Annotated in this window: 11 protein-coding genes; 9 read left to right on the top strand and 2 right to left on the bottom strand. The window is 51.3% G+C overall.

The window, feature by feature from the left end; all coding sequences use genetic code 11:
* Nucleotides 1-516 precede the first annotated feature (516 nt).
* Together KD147_RS03810 and KD147_RS03805 are read left to right on the top strand one after the other, a co-directional pair.
* Nucleotides 517-4,083 carry a S8 family serine peptidase gene (locus KD147_RS03810; protein WP_212546950.1) on the top strand — a complete coding sequence of 1,189 codons (3,567 nt, stop codon included), beginning with the start codon at nt 517-519 and terminating at the stop codon, nt 4,081-4,083.
* A gap of 46 nt (nt 4,084-4,129) precedes the next feature.
* Nucleotides 4,130-7,684: a S8 family serine peptidase gene (locus KD147_RS03805; RefSeq protein WP_212546949.1), complete on the top strand. Its 3,555-nt coding sequence runs from the start codon at nt 4,130-4,132 to the stop codon at nt 7,682-7,684.
* Nucleotides 7,685-7,732: 48 nt separating this feature from the next.
* Here the strand turns inward: KD147_RS03805 and KD147_RS03800 are convergent, their stop codons facing one another.
* Nucleotides 7,733-8,272 carry a DUF2937 family protein gene (locus tag KD147_RS03800; protein ID WP_212546948.1) on the bottom strand — a complete coding sequence of 180 codons (540 nt, stop codon included), beginning with the start codon at nt 8,270-8,272 and terminating at the stop codon, nt 7,733-7,735.
* Nucleotides 8,273-8,277: 5 nt separating this feature from the next.
* Nucleotides 8,278-8,976 carry a lytic transglycosylase domain-containing protein gene (locus KD147_RS03795; protein ID WP_212546947.1) on the bottom strand — a complete coding sequence of 233 codons (699 nt, stop codon included), beginning with the start codon at nt 8,974-8,976 and terminating at the stop codon, nt 8,278-8,280.
* A 424-nt stretch (nt 8,977-9,400) separates the two neighbouring features.
* Here KD147_RS03795 and KD147_RS03790 point away from each other — a divergent pair, with 424 nt between their 5' ends.
* The 7 genes from KD147_RS03790 to KD147_RS03760 are packed head-to-tail and all read left to right on the top strand — an operon-like array spanning nt 9,401 to nt 21,388.
* Nucleotides 9,401-9,700, top strand: coding sequence for an isoamylase early set domain-containing protein (locus tag KD147_RS03790; RefSeq protein WP_212546946.1), 300 nt, complete (start codon nt 9,401-9,403; stop codon nt 9,698-9,700).
* A gap of 8 nt (nt 9,701-9,708) precedes the next feature.
* Nucleotides 9,709-11,721, top strand: coding sequence for a 4-alpha-glucanotransferase (gene malQ, locus KD147_RS03785; protein WP_212546945.1), 2,013 nt, complete (start codon nt 9,709-9,711; stop codon nt 11,719-11,721).
* Nucleotides 11,711-13,945: a 1,4-alpha-glucan branching protein GlgB gene (gene glgB / locus KD147_RS03780; protein WP_212546944.1), complete on the top strand. Its 2,235-nt coding sequence runs from the start codon at nt 11,711-11,713 to the stop codon at nt 13,943-13,945. The genes malQ and glgB overlap by 11 nt, the downstream gene beginning before the upstream one ends.
* Nucleotides 13,926-16,040, top strand: coding sequence for a glycogen debranching protein GlgX (gene glgX, locus KD147_RS03775; protein WP_212546943.1), 2,115 nt, complete (start codon nt 13,926-13,928; stop codon nt 16,038-16,040). The genes glgB and glgX overlap by 20 nt, the downstream gene beginning before the upstream one ends.
* On the top strand, nt 16,037-18,526 hold the full coding sequence (locus tag KD147_RS03770; protein WP_212546942.1) for a glycogen/starch/alpha-glucan phosphorylase: 2,490 nt from the start codon (nt 16,037-16,039) through the stop codon (nt 18,524-18,526). The genes glgX and KD147_RS03770 overlap by 4 nt, the downstream gene beginning before the upstream one ends.
* 1 nt (nt 18,527) lies before the next feature.
* Nucleotides 18,528-19,820 carry a glucose-1-phosphate adenylyltransferase gene (gene glgC, locus KD147_RS03765; protein ID WP_212546941.1) on the top strand — a complete coding sequence of 431 codons (1,293 nt, stop codon included), beginning with the start codon at nt 18,528-18,530 and terminating at the stop codon, nt 19,818-19,820.
* A gap of 5 nt (nt 19,821-19,825) precedes the next feature.
* On the top strand, nt 19,826-21,388 hold the full coding sequence (locus KD147_RS03760; protein ID WP_212546940.1) for a glycogen synthase: 1,563 nt from the start codon (nt 19,826-19,828) through the stop codon (nt 21,386-21,388).
* The last annotated feature ends 236 nt before the right edge of the window (nt 21,389-21,624 follow it).

Genomic DNA, 21,624 nt, shown 5'->3' with positions numbered 1-21,624 from the left:
AACATTGTGTGAAATCGAATATATGTCCCTACAATTTGCTACCGGACGACATTAGAGTACGCAAAAAAAATGTAATCAGCCTGTAACCATGCTTGCGATGGTTTTTTATATGGTGATTTTTAACTTCATATAAGATTATGAAATTTAAAGGATTAGATATCTATTAGAGGGCCTGAATAGATGATTTATGTGTATCTATGTAATTGGAGAAATATTTGACTTTTACTGGATTGCTTTAGATTTCAACACGCCGTAATAACACTCCTGTTTGTAATAAAGTCGTTAACTTTTTACGGGCATAAATTTAATAAATTAAAAACAGGAGGCATGATGATGTTTAAGAAAAAAGCGATTGCGCTTTTAATAAGTTCATTATGTATGAGTGGTGCGATTGCGTCTGCGCCTGACTCAAATGACATTCGACACGTTGAATCGATAAATAAAAAAACAACCCAACAGCAACAATATACGATAATCCTTAAAGAAACGGGAAAAGGTGATTCACACATAAAAAGCGTGACCGAACAGCAAGAGGCGCTGTTGGCATTTATCAAGGTATTAGATCCGTCCTCACGTACTCTTGCCCAGGCAAAGATTTTGGGTAACTTTGTTAGTGTTTCATCGAACATAGATCTAACAGAAAAGCTCGCTGGGTATGATGCGGTTAAATCTATACACGCAGTAAATGCTGAACAAAATATAATGCAGCGCAGCGGGCGGGTATCGTCAGCGTTTCAAACCAACTCGTTGAGTGTATCTGAAGAAAAGATTGAGCAACTGACGCCTTATAAAGGCGACGCCAAAGCCGGTGAGGGGGCAAGTGTTGCTATTATTTCAACCGGCGTAGACTATACCCTAAAACTGTTTGGCGGTAGCGGCATACTCGGAGATGACGGTGATGTCAGCACTCCACCTGACCGTGGCAGTTATCTCGAAGCTCTTGAGAATGGGGCTATCGAATACCAAGGATTTCCTACTGACGTTGTGCAAGGCGGTTGGGATTTTGCCAGCGAAAACTTTGGTAACGATGCCAACCCGATTGATCAGTATTATCAGTATGAGAGCTGGAATGGCTGGGTCTACCCCACGGGCTTAGGGACAAAATTGGCCAGTATTGTTCATCAACTTGCTCCCGGTGCGGCCATTCATGCCTACAAGGTGTATAACGTTGACGAAGGATATGGCTATGGCCCTACATTAGAGCGTATCGTCCAGGCGCTAGAGCACGCGCTGGACCCAAACCAAGATGGCGATACCAGTGATCACCTGGATATTGCCTTGGTAGATGGTATAGGTGCTGCGGCTTTTTATAATCCAGATGGCACGGCATCGTATTTACTCGACCAACATCTTATCGATAAAGCCTCAGCATTAGGCTTGACTATTGTGGCTGATGCAGGTGACTTTGGCGAGTGGTCCATGTATGCGCTGGCCGAGCAAAAACACAGATACTGGCTCGCCTCTAACGCGGCGGTAACAAGCACCATTGCCGTTGGCTCAGTGAGTGAGCAAGAGGGCGCTTATCGCGTGTCAGCGTTTTCACCAAAGGGCCCTGTTCGTGGAAGCCAAGCACTTAAACCAGAACTGGTTAGTTTAGGCGAGAATCAACCCGTTGCGCTAATCACACAACCTCTGGGGAGCTCCAGCGAGATCCCAACAGAAACCCAGTTTATTAGTGAAACGGGTGGTCAGCTAGCGGCGGCACGGATCGCGGCAGCTGCAGCAGTTATTAAAAGCCAGTACCCAAGCGCCGGTCCCGCTGAAATTAAGGCTATTCTAGCAAATACTGCTCATAATCCGGGTATTAGTGAATCGGCAGGTGAGCGAGAGGCTGAGCTTTACTCCGTTGGTCACGGTATGGAAAACCTCGAGGCCGCGAGCACCACACCTATTTTTGTGTGGGATGTGGAAAACTATCAGCCCTACCTCCAATTTGGCACCCATGAGGTACTCAATAGCAAACGCATTGTTAAAAATGTGAATGTGCGTAACCTATCGGATAAGGTACAAACCTATCAGCTAAGCTTCGATGCGTTTGGTGACATTGACCGCTTAAATGGTGTCAGCATCTCTTTACCAGAGACCATCAGCGTACCAGCAAACCAAAGCGTGACGTTTTCAGTGGTTGTTGATATCGATGCGCAGGTGCTCAATGAGTGGCCACTATCCAGTGCCTCAGACTTTACCGATGAAAACCTCAAGTTTACAGAAATCAACGGTTATATAATGCTCTCTCAGCAAGACAAGCCGGAAGTTAAGCTCGGTTGGATGGTTAGAGCAAGACCGGCGACAAGCCTGACAAAAAAGCCAACAACGGCAGAGTACCCCAAATATCTGGGCTTCGACCCAGAGACCAATCAAACTCAGTGGGAGCACCTGGATGTCGCCAGAGATATGTACCCAGACGATCAGTACGGTGGTATCGGCTACACCGCCTATGTGTCATCTTTTATAAATGATTCAAAAACCCCGTCAAAGCTCAACGCCTACCCGGTGGTGATCCACAAAGATCATGTCTCTGAGGATAAAGCGGCGCTTAACGGCCACTTCATTCAAACCGTGGGCGTGTCGGTTACAGACGAGCCATTGTGTGAAGTTACTGGCAAAAAATTTGCACTCGCGGTTCGCCTTGACAAGCCGGCAAATACCACGCTTGCAAACTTTATGGATAAAGTACAAGAGCGCTTGTTCTTCTATGATATTTTCCATGAGTCTGTGGTCGAAGAAAACGGCTGGAATGAGTCCTTCACAGGTGCATTTATTTGGGACGAAGCTCAGCTTTTTAACCAGCCTTATGTGTCTATCAATGAGTATGGTCAACCACAAACCTACCTTATTGATTACAAAAAGGAATATAACTGGAATGACCCGCGCGGGCGAATTGTAAAATCAAGCCTTCCTACACTGTTTACCAGTGATGGCCGCAATATTGTCTCCCAGTTCTGTCTGGAAGATAGCTTCCACCACGAGATAGACAGTATAGAGGACTTTGACCAGAACCTGGGCATTCATATTGAAACCGACCGCGACAGTGGCCGCGGCTACGGTGAGCCTATGGCGCAAATCAACCCGGTTAAGGGTGGCTTTGTTAAAACACAAACAGTCTGTGATGACTATGGGTGGTGCTCTGAGCTAACAACCGATACCCGCGCCAACATCTTCTTTTCATCTGCCGATGAAGCGGTAAATGAAACAGCTTGGGTTTCAAGCTATGTTGCCCAACCGGGTGAAGCGGTCAATATTGCTGCCATTAAAAAGCCAAGTATGGGCTTTGGTATTGGTTCAGCTGAAACGCTAGCGGATGACTCGTTACCAAAGTTCTTAGTGGTGAGTGAGAACGATGACTACGCTCAACTTGGTTATGCGGGATACCTGGACAATGATGGCAGTATCATTGCCGATGTTAGACAAGGTCAGATATTTACCATAGAGGAAAACATCGAAACCGGGACCGTGATCGGTCAAATCGAGTTCGATACCTATGGCTTTTTTACTTACCCGAACAGTGAGCGGGAGCCGTTACAACTGGACTTGGTGAGTGTTGCACCAAACTCGCCGTTTGGCATTAACAGCGACTACGAGCTGGTCGTTGCCAATCCTGAGGCCTTTGATTATGAACACAATACCCAACTGACAGTGAAGGCAGTAACACGCCAGAGTAACAACATAGGTAAAACCGCTCAGTTAGTGGTTAACCTGGTTAATAAAAACGATGTTGCGCCTACGGTCTCACAGGAGATTGCAGCTCAGTTGTCAACCTTGAATCTTCAACTGGGCAATGAGGGAACGGCGCACTTACAGCTAGCGTTCGATGGCCTGTTCACAGATAGCGAGGGCGATATGCTTTCTTACTCCGTGGACTCAAGCTTGAGCGGCCTTATGGTGGAAGGCACCGAATTGTCAGGTGTTATCGACCAGGCGGGTATACATACAGTAACCATCCTTGCTTCTGATGGTGTTAATGAGGTGAGTCATACCATTTCGGTTAACGTTGCAGAGCAACCTAAAGATAAGAACAGCGGCGGCTTTGGCTTCTTCATCTTAGTGCTTAGTAGTTTCCTAGTTTTCAATAGACGCAGATAGAGGAGTATTAGGGAGCCTCATACTGCAGGCTTCCTAATTTTTGCTTATGAAATTAAATAAATCGTTATTGCCATTGTTGTGCCTCAGTGCGGCTGCAAGTGCGGCTACCAATGCGCCAATCTATACTTCCGAGTTGCCAAATAGGGCCACTTCTAAAGAACAATACGTCGTTAATACTAAGTCTTACAAGGAACGTGGAGACAACTTATATTTTGTGGTAATGAAGGAGCCATCACTGGTGAGCTATTTGTCGCAAAGGAATGCAGATGCGTTGCTATCGACAAATCAGCCTAAATCATCGGATATTAATACCCGTTCAACACAGGCTGTTCTGTATCGAAAGCAGTTGGCGCACACACAGCAGCAACTAGTCAAAAACATGAACTCTGTTTTGGGAACGCAGGTGCAAACCAAGCACAGTTATCAGGTGGCTGTTAATGCGATTGCTGTTCATTTGAGTGCGGAGCAAGTCTCTTTCCTTGAACGCTCAGATGAGGTTATGAGTGTTGAAAAAGTAGGGCTACATCAAATTCAAACAGCGGTCGGCCCTGAATTTGTCGGTGCCAAGAGCATGTGGCAAGGTTCAGGCGAGCGCCTTGGCTCACGAGGTGAAGGGGTAGTAGTCGGTATTATTGACTCAGGCATCAATGCCTTTCACCCGTCTTTTGCAGATGTGGGAGGTGATGGCTATGACCATATCAACCCCTTGGGTGAAGGTAATTACTTTGGCGACTGTAAGCAGTATGCAAAGTTTTGTAATGACAAACTGATAGGGATAGTGAGTTACCCGGAGATCATCGATAACTACCCCGAAATTGTTAACACTGACCTTGAAGACATACAAGAAAAGGTACGAGTTGGTTATGACTTCAATGGGCATGGCACTCATGTGGCTTCAACTGCGGCGGGTAACGTCGTTAAAAACGTCAACATGCGCTTATTGGTCGAAGATGCTAATCAAACCATCTCCGAACCCAGTGCCTTTACCTTTGACAGCATCAGCGGCGTTGCCCCACACGCCAACATTGTCTCGTATCAGGTCTGTAATCAAGATGGTGCCTGTTTCCCTGAGTTGGCCATCAAAGCCATCGAACACGCCATTGAGAATAATATTGATGTGCTTAATTACTCTGTCGGTGGTGGAGCCAGAAATCCTTGGGGTACAGCAGACTCATTAGCATTTTTGAATGCCCGAGAGGCAGGGATTCACGTCGCGGTTGCAGCGGGTAACGCCGGCCCGAGTGCAGAAACCGTTGGCTCTCCTGGTAATGCACCTTGGGTAACAACTGTCGCTGCCTATACGCATGATGGCGATTTTTCTGATAAAACCTTGAGTGGGTTTACAGGTGGTGAATCAACCCCACCATCCATAATAGGCAAAGGGGCTACAGGTGGGTATTCCGCCAATGTGGTTATTCCTGAAGATAAGCAATGTTTAACCCAATTAGAAGCCGGTACATACAAGGGTGAGATTGTCGTGTGTGAGCGTGGTGATATTGCCCGGGTAAGCAAAGGCATAAACGTCGCCGCAGGAGGCGCCGGTGGTATGATACTTATTAACCTAGATGGTGGCGCAGATAACCTGGCAGCAGATCCACATGTTATCCCTGCTATCCATGTGTCTGCGCAAGATGGAGAGCAATTAACACAATGGCTCGCATCTGGAAGTGATCATTATGCGACAATTGGTGCTTCACAACTGATTCGTAGCCCTGAACTTGGGGATATAGCCGGAGTGTTTTCTTCCCGAGGGCCGAACATTCCATACGCTGGTGTACTGACTCCTGACATTGCAGCGCCTGGCGTAGATATTCATGCGGCATTTGCTGAAGATAAACCGTTTACAGAAGATGCACCGCAAATCGCCTATGCACCACTTTCTGGTACATCCATGGCGAGTCCACATGTTGCTGGTGCGTTGGCGCTTATTAAAGCTACCCGTCCTTCATGGACACCATCACAGGCCCACTCAGCCATCATGTCTACCGCACATCAGGTTACCCATAAGGATGATGACTTTGATGGCGTAAAAGAGCGCTCTACGTTTTTTGACCAGGGTGCTGGTAGCCTAAGAGTTAACAAGGCTGTTAATGCAGGCCTCATTCTACATACGGATAAGCAAGCGTATCTCGATGCGGACCCAAGTATGGGCGGCATTCCCACGGAACTTAATAGTACTTCCGTCGTGTTAGAACAATGCATCACTTCATGTAGTTGGACTCGTGAGGTCGAGGCAACGCTTGATGGTACGTGGACAGCAAGTTATGACTATATCAATCCAGGCTTCGATCTATCTGTAAGCCCATCAACATTTTCACTTACACAGGGCCAAAAACAGACGTTGACGTTCACCGCCTCTGCGAATGCGGAGCTTGCCAGTGAATGGGTTCACGGTTATGTGCTCTTTAAGTCGAATAACGAAACGCTAAGCGATAGTCACTTTCAAGTTGCAACGCGCTTTAAAGCGGGACGTATTGCTAAGGAGGTTTCTGCAACGTTAAACAATGTTGATAACAAACTGGCTATAAAAGATGTATTTACGTCAGGATCGTCAGATCTGCAAGTCATTGGGCATGGTCTTACTCGGGTTTTGGAGGCCACTGGCCGCGCCAAAGGTTCGGAATTTGATTCAGAAAGAAACAGCCCGGGCACGAATTTACATACGCTGTTCTCACACGCGATCACCGTTAAACCCTATACCAAGCGTTTGATAGTCAATGTTGCTAAGACCACGTCACCGGATGTTGACCTGTATGTGGGTATTGATGAAAACAACGATGGTGTTCCTGATGCCACTGAAATGTTCTATTCGTTACTGTGTATCAGCGGTAATGCCGATTCAAACGAGCAGTGTATTTTAGAGAATCCACCAACTGGAAACTATTGGTTGGCAGCACACAACTATGAAGGAACCAGCGCGGGTGTCGAAGACGAAATAACGCTTGAATACGCGCAAATTGCCTATACCTCAGAGCCGTCTTTCATGATTACAGCACCGAAAACAGTGGATACCAATGAGTACTTCGATATCGCAGTGACTGTGGACGGATACCTTGAAGACTCTGTGCTGACAGCATTGGAAGAGGGGCAAAGCTACTATGGGCTAGTGGAAGTAGGAACGGCCGCAAGTTTAAAGACGAATGTTGGTTCCACCTTACTCAAGATCACGGGCAAGGAGCCTCAAGATCCTAATACAGCCCCCATAGTTAACGCAGCGCTGCCTGACGTTGAGTATCAACTGCAAAATGATTCGCCAGTGAATGTAGAAATTGATACCGCAAACGTCTTTATCGATGAACAACAGGACGAGCTTACGCTGAGTGTTTCCGGCGCTGAGCAACTGAGTATAGAAAACGGTGTGATTAAAGGAAGTTTCGATAAATCAGGGAGCTATACCGTGGTATTGAGTGCATCGGATGGACAATTGAATACATCAACCAGCTTTAAGCTTGAAATTAAAGCGGCACCAGTAACGACACCTCCTACGCAGCCAGAGCGAGAGTCTGATAGTGGTGGCAGTGTATCAATATGGTTGCTCTTGTTGGCGGCCTTGGTCAGTGGTAAACGACTAGGCTATGGTCGCCAAGTATCCATAAAGTAAGCCTTATCGGTCGATATAAATCAAGATTCCCAACTTAGCTAAAGCGCCTCAATTTTGAGGCGCTTTTTTTGTGAATACAGCACTAAAAGCGCGTAGCAGTAACAAAATTAGCAAGACAAACAAAGCCTCAATCGTCCAGCTGACGATCAGGGCAAAAATAACCGCGCTGGCCAGGGCTTCAAGATTCAGCTGAATTTGTGGCGTGTAATTGTGCCAGACCTGAGTGCCAATGCTTGGTACGGGGGAGCGCACCAAATGCAGGTAAGGGTGTTGGCTAAATTCTTCAAGGGCAGTTTCGAGTGTGTTGCTGCGCTGCAAAAGCGTGGCGAGATTATCGCCGCCTTTGGCATACACCGGGTCGGCGCTTTGCTGATAATGGGCCAATAACTTGGTGAGGGAGCCATCAAAAAACCGCTCGGCATCGTCTTTAAAAGGCGCTACCGCGGCGTTGGTCTCAACCATGGCCGCACGTAGCGCATGTCCATAATCGTCTTTAAATCCAGGTACCTGAAGGCCAACTAGCGCGGCGATAAAGAATACGCACAGACGTAAGTAATTACGGCACCAACGGACGATATTTAACATCATAGAATTTAAGGTGAAGTGGCAGATTGCTCCAGTGTGTCATTATTCACCATCAATTGCGAGGCTATCAAGTTTTGCTCCTCAAAATGTTGGCGATAGCGATTTCGCAAAATATCGATGCGCTGCACAAAGGCGCGGGTCTGCTTAAACGGGGGCACGCCCCCATAGTGCACCACATTGCTTGGGCCGGCATTGTAGGCTGCGGCCGCAAGTTTGGCATTGCCCTTAAAACGTTTTAACAAATGGGCAAAATAAGCGCTGCCGGCGGCAATGTTTTCTGCGGGGTCAAAGGGGTCGTTAATATTGAACTCTTTTACCAGCAGCGGCATGAGTTGCATTAAACCCTTCGCTCCCTTATGAGATTCGGCCTTGGGGTTAAAGTTCGACTCGGCATGCACGATGGCCTTAAGCAGTGCCAGGTCAATGCCGTGCTCTTTAGCTGCGTCGACCAGATGCTGATGATATTTTTCGGTATACAGTGGGGTTCTGTGCCAGGCGGCGAGTTGCTGATCGCACTGGGCACACTTCAATTCGACAACCTCAAAGCCCTTAACCTTGGGCTTGGCATCGGTAAAAACCGCGATCCCTTGTTGGTTGTAGTAATGATAGATGGTGGATTGCGCCTGAACTGCAAATGTTGTCCCTAATACGGCAAATAATACAAACACTTTCAAGGCATTAAGTTTGAACGAAAAGGGTCTTTCCATGGTGTGTGCTCGCATTTTGACTCACCTTTAATCATAGCACAGGCTCATGATTTAGGATGAGAAATTGCCGTTTAAATGAATTTTTGCTTAACAGCCATAGTGTTAGCTTTTTACGCTCCTTACTTTTAATCGCTATTAATCGGGCCAAAACACATTTTATGAACAATTACCTAACATAGGCTTTGGGGTCTTTTTGAAGTTGGCATTGTTCATGCTGTGAATCTACTGAGGCAGAGGTTTTTACTAAAAAGTTGGGGTAACAACCAAGATTGCACTATTTTGGAGCGTGGGCTGCACTGTAATAAAGCGTCCATAATTGCCTGTTAGCCTGATTAAAACTTTGCAAAACACACCGATTTGCTTAGCAGTATCCATAGCACATTGATGTGGCGATCGAATATTCAACCCTATTTGGAGCCCAGCTATGTTAAAAAAACGCTTTTTTAAAACTAAAGAAGAAGCCGAAGTGACTTTTGAATATATGCACCCGGATGCCGAAGCGGTGGCGCTGGTGGCCGAATTTAATCAGTGGCAGCCACTGACTATGCAGTATTCAAAAAAAGACCACACCTTTCGCACTAAGCTGCGCTTGCCAAAAAACAGCGAGTTTCACTTTCGCTATTTGATCAACGATGAGCAGTGGGACAATGACCACCAGGCCGATGCCTATGTCGCCAACGACTTTGGCACCGATAACAGTGTTGTTTCGACCTACCTGAGCTAGCGTCCGCTATGGATACCTTTGCTCAGGCCTGTTACCTCATGGGAGTTGGCTATGAGTATCATAGCTACGAGGGCGAGCTGCTGCGCTTCAGTGATGAGGTGCGCAGCCAGGCCTTGGCGGCCATGGCCGTAGATGGATCAGATTTGGCGGCGTTAAGTGAGCTTAATTATCGCCTGGATGCCGCGCCCTGGCAGCAGTTGGTGGATGACACCTCCCTGGTGAATGAGCAGCAGCCGCGTCTACTGGTGCGGGTGGCACGCTCGCGCTATCAGCAGAATAACGCCGGCGTCCATTTGACCTTGCTTGAGGGCGATAAGCAATTGCATTGGTCGCTGGCCCAGGGCGAGATTGTTGGCGATTATCATCTTGAGCACGAGGTGTATTTGCAGCTGGCCTTTAATTTGCCCGAAGACTGGCTGGCCCCAGGGTTTTATGACGCTCAGGTGAGCATGGGTGAGCAGGTTGGCAAAACCCAGTTATGGTGGGTGCCTGCGCTTAGCTACCAGCCTCCTTGTTTTACAGCGCATGCTAAGGTGCCGGCGCAAAAGCTGCTGGGCTTGTCCTTCGGGCTCTATACCCTGATCAGCGAGCGAGGCGTGGGCATTGGTGATTTTTCCGACCTGGCCGCCCTGGTCGTTGCCGCGGCAGAGCAAGGTATCGATTATCTGTTATTGAACCCCTTACATCTGCTCGACACTACGCAAGTGCAGGCTGCCAGTCCCTATAGCCCGGTTAGTCGGCTGTTATTGCATCCCTTGTACATCAGTATCGAGCTCAGCGAAGATTGCGATCATGGGCTGCGCCAGGACGTGAGTGAGGCTCATGTACACTATTTGAGTTCGGCAGACGGCCATTGGCTCGATTACGAGCGGGTGTATGCCTTGAAATGGCCGTTGTTACAGCGCCTTTACGCCAATTTTTGCGCCTCTGCTAGTGATGAGCGCCGCAGGGCCTTTGCTCAATTCCAGCTCGCTCAGCGCGATGCACTGGATACCTTGCCCAGTGGCAGTACCGAGCAGGATGAATATTGGCAGTGGCAGGCGTGGTTGCAACGTAAGCACTGCCAGCAGTTGGCCATTACCAGTGGTATGCGCATTGGTTTAATTAATGACCTGGCCGTTGGCGTGACGCGCAGTGATGGCGAGTATCGCCAATATCAGTCGCACTTTACGCAAGGCGCCGAGATTGGCGCGCCCCCGGATCCCTTTGCCCGTCAGGGGCAAAATTGGGGCATGCCGGCACTGCATCCAAAGCGATTGGCAAGCGAGCATTTTGCTTATTTCAAAAGCCTGCTGAGCGCCAATATGCACGATGTGGGGGCGCTGCGTATTGACCACGTTATGGCGCTGCGCCGCCTGTGGTGGTGCCTGGCCGATCAGCAGGGGTGTTACGTGTATTATCCATTCGAGGCCTTGTTAGCGGCGGTAAAAATTCTCAGTCATCAAGAGCGCTGCGCCATTATTGGTGAAGATCTTGGGGTGGTACCGCCCCAGGTTAAAACGGCGTTGGCCGAATCCCGAGTGTTAACCAATACCGTGTTCTATTTTTGTCATGATCACCGGGGCTTTTTTGCACCCGAGCAACTGCCCGAGCAGACGCTCTTGATGATCAGCAATCATGATCTGCCGCCCTTTGCCGCTTGGTGGCAGGGGGGCGATATCGACCAGGCACTAGAATTACAGTTAATAGATAACGAACAAGCCGAGGCCTTACGCGGTGAGCGTCAAGTTTTGCGAGAGCAGTTGCTAGGGCTGCTTGGCGAGCATGGCCAGCAGTGCACTCAGGACACCCCGAGTGAGGACATTTATGCGGCCCTGTGCCGGGTGTTGGCAAGGGCGCCAAGTCGTATGCTAACCCTGCAACTGGACGACCTGGATAATCAGCGCGTGGCGGTTAATGTTCCTGGCACCCATACTCAATATCCCAATTGGCGGCGGCAATTAAGCACCCAGGGTGCCGCCATCTTGGCGCGTCAGGCGCCACTTCTTCAGCATTTAGGTAGAGCAAGACATGGCACGTAGCGCAAGTAAATTCGAGTACCCGGTTAATTTAGATGCTGCCCTGGCAGCCCTTGAGCAGGCCCGAGTGGGTGAGCCCCGTCAGCTTTTAGGGCATCAATGTATCGAAGGGACCTGGTATATTCTTGCCTTTAAACCCGGCGCCGAATCGCTGGCCGTGGTGCTTGCAACGGGCACTATCCAGGCTGAGCGTTATGGTGCCTCGGCGTTGTTTTTAGCGCCCTGTACATCCCAATTTGAGCCTTACGAGTTGCAAATACGCTATCCGCATTTAACGCGTCAGGAGGCGGATCCCTTTAGTCTGCCCTTGGGGTTAAACGCAGGCGATCTTTATTATTTTCGCCAGGGGCAAGAGCAGCAGGCGCAGCGCCATTTAGGCGCACACCCCATGGATATCGACGGCATCCAGGGCGTACGTTTTAGCGTGTGGGCACCTAATGCCCAGGCGGTCAGCGTGATAGGTGACTTTAACCATTGGGATCAGCGCCAGCACCCCCTCAGTCGCGTCGATGACACCGGCGTCTGGGCTATTTTTATTCCCGCTGTGCCGCTGGGCAGCTGTTACAAGTTCTCCATCTTCAGCGCCTTGGGTGAGCACCTGGTTAAGGCCGACCCGTATGCCTTGGCGATGGAAAAACCGCCGGCCACTGCATCCATAGTGACCGCGGCGCCAAGGCTTACCCCGCTGAGTCCCGACTATTATGAGCAGCGCAGCGAACGCAATGCCATTGATGCGCCCATTAGCATTTACGAGGTACACCTAGGCTCCTGGCGGCGCGGTGACAACAATGCGTATTTAACCTATCGCCAATTGGCGGAGCAATTGCTCCCTTATGTTGAGGACATGGGCTTTACCCATATTCAATTGATGCCCGTCAGCGAGTACCCCTTCGACGGTTCCTGGGGTTATCAGGGCATAGGTCTGTTTGCGCCGAGTTCACGTTTTGGCAGTGCCGAGGACTTTGCCTATTTTTGCGAACGATGCCGCGCCGCGGGGATTGGCCTGTTGCTCGATTGGGTTCCCGGGCACTTTCCGGGTGACAGCCATGGCCTGGCTCGTTTCGATGGCACCCACTTGTACGAACATGCCGACACTCGCCAAGGCTTCCACCCGGATTGGCACACCTATATTTATAATTATGAGCGCCAAGAGGTACGCAGCTTCCTGGTGTCGAACGCCACCTATTGGCTGGAGCAGTATGGGGTCGATGGTCTGCGAGTCGATGCCGTTGCTTCCATGTTATATCTCGATTACAGCCGCGAAAACGGCCAATGGCTGGCGAATAAATACGGTGGTCGCGAAAACCTCGGCGCCATCGACTGTTTGCAGCAAATCAACAGTGTGTGCTATGCCCGCAATAAGGGGATCATGATGGTGGCGGAAGAGTCCACCGCCTGGCCCGGTGTCACCAACAGTGTTGAGCATGGCGGCCTTGGCTTTGGTTATAAATGGAATATGGGCTGGATGAATGACTCGCTTAAATACATGCAGCTTGACCCCATCTATCGTCAATACCATCACCATGAAATGACTTTTTCATTAGTCTATGCCTTTAGCGAAAACTTTATCCTGCCGCTAAGCCACGACGAGGTGGTACACGGTAAGGGCTCCTTGTTACATAAGATGCCCGGCGATCTTTGGCAGAAATTCGCTAACCTGCGCGCCTACTACGGTTTTATGTGGGCTCACCCGGGCAAAAAGTTACTGTTTATGGGTGGCGAATTTGCGCAGCACCATGAATGGAACCACGACATGTCCTTGCAGTGGGATTTGCTGGTGCATGACAGTCACCAGGGCATACAGCGCTGGGTACGCGACTTGAACCAGGTGTACCGTCAATACCGGGCCTTGCATGATAACGACCGTGACCCCAATGGCTTTACCTGGCTGGATGGCGATAACAGCGCGCACAGTATCTTCAGCTTTGTGCGCACAGCGCGCGATGGTGCCCAGAAGGTGGTTTGCGTGCATAACTTTACGCCTCAGGTGCACCATGATTTTCGCGTCCCCTTACCCGAGTCGGGGCGCTACCGGGTGTTGCTCAACAGTGACGACGAGGGCTATGGCGGCAGCGGGGTGGCCGTAATCGCCGATGAAGAGGTTGGGATTGACGCCGAGCCGGTGCCTTGGTTACAGGAGTCTTACTCGCTGCAACTAAGCCTGGGACCACTGGCCAGTATTTATTTGCTGTGGGAGCGCGAAGTCGATGCAGTGGCTAACCCGTAACGGCAAAACTGACCCCTTGGGCGCTTCGGTCAATGCCGAGGGCGTGAACTTTTGTGTTTTTGCCGAGCATGCTGAGTCTGTGTCTCTGTCCCTGTATGACCACTCCGGCCATAGCGAAGTGGCTCGAGTGCCTTTGCATCGCGGCGAAGCCGGGCTTTGGAGTGTGCAAATCGATGGCCTTCACGCGGGGCAGCTCTATGGCTATCGGGTGCATGGCCCATTTGCCCCACAACAAGGTCAGCTCTACAACGCCAATAAGCTTCTGATTGACCCCTATAGCTACGCCCTGCATGGGGAGTTTCAGCCCAGCGTGCGCCATCGCGCCATCGATGAGCAGGGCGTTTTATGCCCCTTGGACAATGCGCATCTTATGCCTAAATCCAAGGTATGTCAGGCGACCCCTTATACCGGCAAGCGCCCGGACATCCCCTGGTCGGAAACGGTGATTTACGAGTGCCATGTTAAGGGTTGGTCGGCGCGCCACAACGGCATTAGCCCGGCCAAGCGCGGTACCTTTTTAGCCTTGGCCGAAGACACCTTTATTGAGCATGTGAAGGCCTTAGGGATCACCAGTGTCGAGCTGATGCCGGTACACGAATTTATCAGTGAGCCGTTTTTGGCGCCGTTAGGGCTTAGTAATTACTGGGGATACAACACCCTGAGCTATTTTGCTCCGCATCGGGACTATGCCCTGGATCACCCAGTGCAGGAGTTTACCGAGATGGTCAGCAAACTGCACAGCGAGGGTTTGGAGGTGATCATCGATGTAGTCTACAACCACAGCAGTGAGGGCGCCTTGCTTGGGCCTTGTTGTCACCTGCGCGGATTTGATAACCGGGCCTATTATCGCCTTGATGGCCAAGGCCAGTATATCAACGACACCGGCTGCGGTAATACCCTGGCGCTGGAGCATCCGCAAACCCTGCAATTGGTGCTTGATAGCCTGCGCTACTGGTACCAGGTATTGGGCGTAGACGGTTTTCGCTTTGATCTGGCGCCCATTCTCGGTCGCAATAAACGGGGCTTTGACGCCGCCCACAGTTTCTTCCAATGTCTGGCGCAAGACCCCATATTGCGCCGTGCCAAGGTCATTGCCGAGCCCTGGGACATAGGCCCGGGCGGTTACCAGCTGGGTGCCTTTGCGCCGCCGTGGCGGGAATGGAACGACCAGTATCGCGATGTGGTGCGCCGTTTTTGGCGCGGCGATGCCGATATGCTGGGGCTGCTGGCCAAACGTCTGCATGGCTCGGCCGATATCTTCGTCAATCGCCCCCCGAGCAGCAGCATTAATTTTATTGTCAGCCACGATGGTTTTACCCTGACCGATCTGGTCAGTTATGAGCACAAGCATAATCAGGCCAATGGCGAGCATAACCGCGATGGCCACAGTGCTAACTACAGCTGTAATTATGGCGTCGAAGGGCATAGCCAGGACCCGCAAATCAAGGCGCGTCGCCTAAAAGCACAAAAGAATCTGCTGCTTACCCTGCTGCTTTCTAAGGGGGTACCCATGCTCAGTGCCGGCAGTGAGCTCGGTCATACCCAGGGCGGCAATAATAACGCCTATTGTCAGGATAACGCCATTAGCTGGCTGGCCTGGCACGATTACAACAGTCACCATCCCTTGGCGAGTTTTATCAGCGATCTGCTGACCTTACGCCGCTACTTCGCCATTTTTACCCTGGACAGGCATGTCCATCCGGACGATCCCCGCTTTAGTTTGCTCTGGTATCGCCCCGATGGCACACAAATGCAAACCCAGGATTGGCACGATGCCAGCCTGCATACCCTGATCTACACCCTGGTCGATAACGAGCGTCAGCAGAGTTTGGCCATAGTGTTACACCGAGGTGGCAGTGAACGCACCTTGCGTTTGCCGCCTTTGGCCTTGAGCTTAGTTGCGCCCGAACCTGGTGATGAGTGCGTACCAGGGCGCTGGCACTGCGTACTCAGCAGTGATAGTCACGCCTTGGGTGAGAGCGATAAGCGCACGCCACCGGACCTCTACGAGGGCGACGAACTGACCCTGAGCCCGGGTTCCAGCTCGGTATTTAGCAATATTCCCTGGCCGCAAATAGTGAGACCTTCAGCATGACAAAACCTGCACCACAATGCCAACCCTACGACTGGCAAGAAGCCCCCTTGCTCGACAGCCAAACCCTGGCCGTCGACCTGGCTCGGCACTTTCACTACACCCTGGGTCGCGACAAGGTAGGGGAGTCGCAGCATTATCTTTATCAGGCTCTGGCGCTGACCATACGCGACCGTTTGGTGGCACGCATGCGTCATACCCGTAATGACAATGCCGACAAACGCAGCGTCTCCTATCTGTCCTTGGAGTTTTTAATTGGCCGCAGCCTGAATAACGCCATTTTAAATCTCGATTTGGCCGATGAAGTTACGGCGGCATTGGCAAACTACTGCGCCGAGCTGGAGCACGTGGCCGATGCCGAGCACGATGCCGGCCTGGGTAATGGCGGCCTTGGGCGCCTGGCGGCGTGTTTTCTCGATAGCTGTGCGGCCATGGGGCTGCCGGTGACCGGTTACGGTATTCGCTATGAATATGGCATGTTTAATCAGCGCCTGGACAATGGCTATCAGGTAGAGCAACCGGATCACTGGTTGCATGAGGGTCACCCCTGGGAGCTCCCGGCGCCGGACCAAACGGTGCGGGTTAAATTTTTCGGCCATGTGGAAGTGTATAAGGACGCCAGCGGGCGCAGCCATCGCGTGTGGGTCGACACCCATGATGTGTTTGCCGTGCCCTACGATGTGCCTGTACCGGGCAGTGGCAATGACGTGGTCAACACCTTAAGACTATGGAAAAGCGAAGCCACCGATGAGTTTGACCTGAGTGAATTCAATGCCGGGGGCTATGCCGAGGCGGTAGCGAAGAAGAACCTGGCAGAACAGATCTCTATGGTGCTCTATCCCAACGATGCCTCGGAAAACGGCAAAGAGTTGCGCCTGCGCCAGCAATACTTCTTATGCAGTGCGTCCTTGCAGGACAGGCTGAAGATCTGGTGTGAAAAGCATGGCGACGATTTTACCGAGTTTGCCGATTATCACGTGTTTCAGCTTAACGACACCCACCCGAGTATTGCCGTGGCCGAGTTGATGCGTTTGCTGATTGATGAGCACGCGCTCGACTGGCAAGGGGCCTGGGAGATAACCACCAACACAATGGCTTACACCAACCACACCCTGTTGCCGGAAGCCTTGGAAAAATGGTCGGTGGCCTTGTTTGCCAGGCTGCTACCGCGTTTGCTTGAGATCATCTATGAGATCAATGCCCGTTTCCTCGTCGAGGTGGCCAAGCAATGGCCTGGGTGCAGTGACAAGCAAAGAGCGATGTCATTAATCGAGGAGGGCGCGGAGCCTCAGGTGCGCATGGCGTATCTGGCCATCGTTGGCAGTTACTCGGTCAATGGCGTGGCAGCGCTGCACAGTCAGTTACTGCGCCAAAACCTGTTTAAAGACTTTTACGAGTTATGGCCGCATAAATTCAATAACAAGACCAATGGGGTGACCCCAAGGCGCTGGCTGATGCATTGCAATCCCCGGCTGGCGGCGTTGATCACCAGCAAGATAGGATCGCACTGGCAAGATGACTTCAGCGACATCAGCAAACTGCGCCGTTATTATGACGAGCCGCAATTGCTGGCCCAGTGGCAGCAGGTAAAACAGGCCAATAAGCAGCGCCTGTGCGCCCTGGTGCAGTCGCAATGCGGTGTCGAATTTGACGCCAACATGCTATTTGACGTTCAGGTTAAACGCATTCACGAATACAAACGCCAGTTGCTGAATATCCTCCACGTTATTCACCTTTATCGACGCATTTGCGATGGCGACACCGAGACCATGGTGCCGCGCTGCGTGTTGATCGGCGGCAAAGCGGCGCCGGGCTATTTTATGGCCAAACAGATCATCAAGCTGATCAGCAACGTGGCGGCGACCGTCAATAATGATGCCAAAGCCAGACCCTGGCTCAGGGTGGCGTTTTTGCCCAACTACAATGTCACCGCTATGGAAACCATTTGTCCGGCGGCGGATCTGTCCGAGCAAATCTCCACCGCGGGTAAAGAGGCGTCGGGCACCGGCAATATGAAGTTTATGATGAATGGCGCCATTACCATAGGCACCTTGGACGGCGCCAATGTGGAAATGCGCGAAGCCTTGGGTGGCGAGCATTTCTTTGTGTTTGGTGCCGAGATTGATCAGGTCGACGCCATTCGCAGTCACTACAATGCACGCGACATTATCGCCGGAGATGAGAATTTAAATGCGGTATTAGCGCTGCTGAAAAGTGGCCAATTCAACCTCTGCGAGCCGGGGATCTTCGATTCCATCCTGGCGGCGCTCTATAGCGACTCGGATCCCTGGCTGACCTGTTACGACTTTGCCGACTATTGCCAAGCGCAGGAACGCGTCAGCAAAGCCTACGAGGATAAACAGCGTTGGACGCAAATGAGTGTGTTGAACACCGCCGCATCCGGCCCGTTTTCCAGTGACCGAACCATTGCCCAATACAGTCAAGAGATTTGGCGCCTAAGCCCGATTGCTTCACCCCAAGGAGAATAGTATGCCCAGTTATGCCAATCGCTATATTAGTAACCTGACCCGTGATACCTATGCCTTGATCCTCGCCGGTGGCCGAGGCTCGCGCCTGCACGAGCTCACCGACTGGCGAGCTAAGCCGGCAGTGTATTTTGGCGGCAAACACAGGATCATCGACTTTCCGCTGTCTAATTGCATCAACTCGGGCATTCGTCGCGTTGGTGTGGCCACTCAGTATAAGTCGCACTCGCTCATTCGCCATGTGCAACGCGCCTGGGGTCATTTCAAAAAGGAGCTGGGTGAGTCGGTGGAAATTCTACCGGCGTCGCAGCGTTACGGTGATGACTGGTATTGTGGTACCGCCGATGCGGTGTTCCAGAATATGGATATTATTCGCCACGACTTGCCGCGCTATGTGATGATTTTATCCGGCGATCATGTCTATCGCATGGACTATGGTGCTCTGTTGGCCAAGCATGTGGAAACGGGTGCCGACATGACGGTGTGTTGTATCGAGGTGGATAGTCAGGACGCGGCGAACACCTTTGGGGTGATGACGGTGGATGAACATAATCAAATCCGCCGCTTCGATGAAAAGCCGCCGGTGCCTAATGAAATTCCCGGCAAGAGTGGCCGCTGTCTGGCATCCATGGGTAACTATGTGTTCAACACCGAGTTTTTGTTCGAGCAATTAAAAAAGGATGCACAAAATTCCTGCTCGGGCCGTGATTTCGGTCACGACATTATTCCTGCACTGATCGATAAACATAAGGTGTTTGCCTTTCCGTTTACCGACCCGAATATGTCGGGGCAACCCTATTGGCGCGATGTGGGCACCCTGGACTCGTTCTGGGAGGCGAACATGGAGCTGGTATCGCCAGAGCCAAAGCTTGATCTTTATGACCCAAGCTGGCCAATTTGGACGTATCAGGAGCAACTGCCGCCGGCCAAGTTTATTTTCGATGATGATGACCGTCGCGGCATGGCGGTGGACTCCACGGTATCCGGCGGCTGTATTATTTCCGGTTCAATGGTGCGTAAATCCCTGTTGTTCTCCAATGTCTATGTGCATTCCTACTGTGAAATAGAAGAGGCGGTGGTGTTGCCCGGGGTGGTGGTTAACCGCAATTGCCGTATAAAACGGGCGATCATCGACCGCAGCTGTAAGATTCCGGCGGGTCTGCACATAGGCGTCGACCATGATCAGGACCGCGCCAACGGCTTTAGGGTGTCTAAAAACGGTATCGTGCTGGTGACCCGCGATATGCTCGCGGCATTGGCGGCAAAGACCAACAGCGCCGAGCAGCAAAGGGCCTAGTTCTTATGAGTGCAGTATTATTTGTAAGTAGCGAAAGCGCCGCGATTAGCGGCGCCAAGGTAGGCGGCGTTGCCGATGTGGTCGCCGAAGTATCAAAGGCCATCGCCGAGGTAAATACAGGTCCCAGCGGTAATGGGGTACAAGTGGTGCTTCCCGAATACGCCTGCCTGGCGCTGACCGAGCGTACGCTTTGTGGTCAGTATTCGGTGAACTTTGCTGGCAATCAGCTAACCCTGAATTTATATCGGGTGCTGGTGGAGCAGGGCGTCACTCATTATGTGCTCAGCCACCCTTGGCTTAATAGCCCCGAGGTATATCACAACGACACGGATAACCGCCCCTTTGCAGCCGATGCCAGCAAGTTCGCGTTATTTTGTTTAGGTGTGGCCGAGGCGATAAAACAGGGCGCCTTTGGCGAGGAGCTTGAGGTGCTGCATCTGCATGACTGGCACAGCGCCACCTTGGCGGTGCTGCGGGCGTTTGCGCCTCAGTATCAGTGCCTACAGGAATTGCGCACGGTTTATACCGTGCATAACCTGGCGCTGCAGGGCACAAGGCCATTTAGCGGCGACGATTCATCGCTGCAGGCCTGGTTCCCCTGGCTGGGTTACGATGGCCAGCAAATCTGCGATCCGCACTATCAGCATTGCTATAACCCGATGCGCACGGCCATTGCCCTGTGCGATAAGGTTCATCTGGTGTCGCCAACGTATGTCGAGGAAGTATTGCAACCGAGCGACCCAGAGCGGGGCTTTATTGGCGGCGAAGGTCTGGAGGGCGAATTACAAAAGGCCCATCAGCAAGGTCGTTTGGTTGGCATATTAAACGGTTGTGACTATGAACAAGAGGCCGCTTGTTATCCGCATAAGGCGCTTTGGCCATTGACGCAGCAGGCGCTGTTTTCGGCCATGGCCAAGCAGCCACAGCTGAGCAGCGGCCACTATATTGCCCATGTGCGGATGCAACAATGGCAGCAGTTGCTAATCAAACCTTGGCTGGGTTCGGTGGGGCGGGTGACGTCGCAAAAGGTGGCACTACTGGCACAGCACACGGCAACGCCGTCGGCTGGAACCCTGGTTATCGATGCGGTGCTCGATGAACTGGCCAAAGAACAAAAGCATTTTATTATGCTTGGCTCCGGCGACTCTTATTATGAGCAGCTCTTGACTCAAGCCATGGCCAGACATGATAACTTTCTCTTTATCAACGGCTTTTCCCTGGCGCTTAGTGATGCCATCTATGAGTTGTGTGAACTCTTCTTTATGCCCAGCTCGTTTGAGCCCTGTGGTATCAGCCAGATGCTGGCCCTGCGCAGCGGCACACCTTGCCTGGTGCACGGTGTTGGTGGCTTAAAGGATACGGTCAAAGAAGGTGACAACGGCTTTGTGTTTAATGGCGACAGCCCAGCACAGCAGAGCGAGCAGTTACTGGCGTGCCTTACTCGCGCTCTGGACATGCATAAAGACCAGCCCCAGCGCTGGCAAGAGCTATGCGCAAATGCCAGAGAATGTCGCTTTAGCTGGCATGAGGCCGCCAAGGCCTATTTAAGCGAGCTCTATGAAGATTAATTTGCTTTAGTATTGCACAGCCATACCCTTTATTCCCGATTCTGACACCGGGGCGAACATATGCTCGGCTCGGTGTCAGAACAAGACTTTCTCCCCACATTATCAAAAACATGGATAAGTAAAAACGCGTCAATTACGTCGTTTTGGCTCGCTATGCAATACACAAAAACGGCGCGATTATGTGGTAATAAAAGATAGGTTACCGATATTAAGTGGCAAAAATAGATTACATAGCG

Source organism: Pseudoalteromonas sp. BDTF-M6 (assembly GCF_018334135.1).
Classification (GTDB): domain Bacteria; phylum Pseudomonadota; class Gammaproteobacteria; order Enterobacterales; family Alteromonadaceae; genus Pseudoalteromonas.
Note: the sequence above shows the minus strand (reverse complement) of the source record. Positions and strands in the feature narration are given on the sequence as shown.

Coding starts and splice junctions, on each gene's coding strand:
- glgC (WP_212546941.1), top strand. CDS start 18,528: ATGCCCAGTTATGCCAATCGCTATATTAGTAACCTGACCCGTGATACC.
- malQ (WP_212546945.1), top strand. CDS start 9,709: ATGGATACCTTTGCTCAGGCCTGTTACCTCATGGGAGTTGGCTATGAG.
- KD147_RS03800 (WP_212546948.1), bottom strand. CDS start 8,272: ATGATGTTAAATATCGTCCGTTGGTGCCGTAATTACTTACGTCTGTGC.
- KD147_RS03795 (WP_212546947.1), bottom strand. CDS start 8,976: ATGGAAAGACCCTTTTCGTTCAAACTTAATGCCTTGAAAGTGTTTGTA.
- KD147_RS03760 (WP_212546940.1), top strand. CDS start 19,826: ATGAGTGCAGTATTATTTGTAAGTAGCGAAAGCGCCGCGATTAGCGGC.
- KD147_RS03790 (WP_212546946.1), top strand. CDS start 9,401: ATGTTAAAAAAACGCTTTTTTAAAACTAAAGAAGAAGCCGAAGTGACT.
- KD147_RS03805 (WP_212546949.1), top strand. CDS start 4,130: ATGAAATTAAATAAATCGTTATTGCCATTGTTGTGCCTCAGTGCGGCT.
- KD147_RS03770 (WP_212546942.1), top strand. CDS start 16,037: ATGACAAAACCTGCACCACAATGCCAACCCTACGACTGGCAAGAAGCC.
- glgX (WP_212546943.1), top strand. CDS start 13,926: ATGCAGTGGCTAACCCGTAACGGCAAAACTGACCCCTTGGGCGCTTCG.
- glgB (WP_212546944.1), top strand. CDS start 11,711: ATGGCACGTAGCGCAAGTAAATTCGAGTACCCGGTTAATTTAGATGCT.